Consider the following 543-nt stretch of genomic DNA (forward strand, 5'->3'; position numbering starts at 1 on the left):
AGAGATTAAGGTTGAAACCTTTTTTCCTGCTGATGCATTTACCGGGGTGTTCTTTCAGCGATTGGCTGAGAATGGATAAAATCAAGTTGATAGTAGTTTATGGAGAGTCTCAATGATTTCCTGCCAACAATACGATTACATTGAAATTGCTTGTACTTATAAATTACGCGTTCAGTTGTTTCTCAAGGATGCAGAAGTGGTGGAGGGCGTTGTGGTCGATACCGCTTATGATCAGCACCGAAATGAATGCGTGAAGTTGCGTATGGAAACGCAAGAAAACCTTGTAATTTTAGACACTGTGAAACGCATGAGGGCTCTGGATGAAAACCCTCACTTTCATGAAGTTGAGTTTGCTTAGACGAACTTTGCCATTCGAGTTACTAGAATAGCCTCTAGCGCAGTGCGTATTTTGTCTTGGATCGGGACAGGCTTGCCGCTTTCTCTATCGACAAAGACGTGGATGAATTGGCCATTTGCGGCTGCTTGATTTTCTTTTTCGCGGAAAATAGCAATTCCATAAGTTACGGAGCTGGTGCCTAGCTT

General features: G+C 42.9%; 2 protein-coding genes. One reads left to right on the forward strand and one right to left on the reverse strand.

What is annotated here, in order from left to right; translation table 11 throughout:
• Positions 1 to 112: 112 nt before the first annotated feature.
• Complete coding sequence (locus A3738_RS26310; protein WP_068480618.1) at positions 113 to 358, forward strand: Rho-binding antiterminator; 246 nt, start codon at positions 113 to 115, stop codon at positions 356 to 358.
• On the opposite strand, the gene A3738_RS32180 is transcribed toward A3738_RS26310, so the two are convergent.
• Positions 355 to 543: acyl-CoA thioesterase (locus A3738_RS32180; protein ID WP_369819837.1), on the reverse strand; the 189-nt coding region annotated here is incomplete at its 5' end. The genes A3738_RS26310 and A3738_RS32180 overlap by 4 nt on opposite strands.

It is taken from the genome of Oleiphilus sp. HI0066 (assembly GCF_001635725.1).